This is a genomic window from Vibrio sp. 10N.261.52.A1 (assembly GCF_002876325.1).
GTDB lineage: Bacteria > Pseudomonadota > Gammaproteobacteria > Enterobacterales > Vibrionaceae > Vibrio > Vibrio chagasii.
The window spans coordinates 1-599 of the sequence record NZ_MCYD01000356.1 but is presented as its reverse complement, the minus strand read 5'-3'; the positions used below and the strand labels follow the sequence as shown (position 1 = coordinate 599).

Here is a 599-nt window from a genome sequence, read left to right as displayed (position 1 = left end):
TGATGCTCTCCTCTAGAGGCTCTTTTACATTCATTAAAAATGTATCAATCCGGACATTAATGAACACTTCTAGGTTGGCTTTGTTGAGCATACTTTTAACTTTTCTCAACGTTTGCGAGAACATCATCAAATCACAAAGTCGCCTCTCACGATTAACGACTACGCTATCTTCTATATTGATTCCGACCACGCCAACATTCACCAACTCAGCAATATTTTCATAGATTGCCTGCGGCGTATCTCCGTAACCTGATTCAATATCCACGCTCAGAGGTAGATCTGTTGCCTGTGCAATAGCTTTTACCGCCGATAGTATCTCTTCAAATTCGATATTTTCACCATCATCAAGCCCGTGACTGCGTGCAATCGCTGCACTCGATGTCCCAATCGCTAAAAAGCCGGTTTGCTCTGCAATTAAGGCGCTTGCTACATCCCAAACATTACAAATAACGAGTGGTTTTGATTCGGTATGCATTGTCTTAAACATGTCTGATACTCCTTAAAGTGTTTTGGTTTCAGACATAGGCTAGCAACAGGCATAATAAAGAACTCGCCAGTTTCGGAAGTGAATAGTAAATTTATACCCCAGACTCTTTATG

1 protein-coding gene is annotated in these 599 nt (G+C 41.2%); it reads right to left on the bottom strand.

The window, feature by feature from the left end; translation table 11 throughout:
* The coding region (locus BCT81_RS04355; RefSeq protein WP_133152540.1) for an isocitrate lyase/phosphoenolpyruvate mutase family protein at positions 1-487 on the bottom strand (487 nt) is incomplete at its 3' end.
* Positions 488-599: the final 112 nt, after the last annotated feature.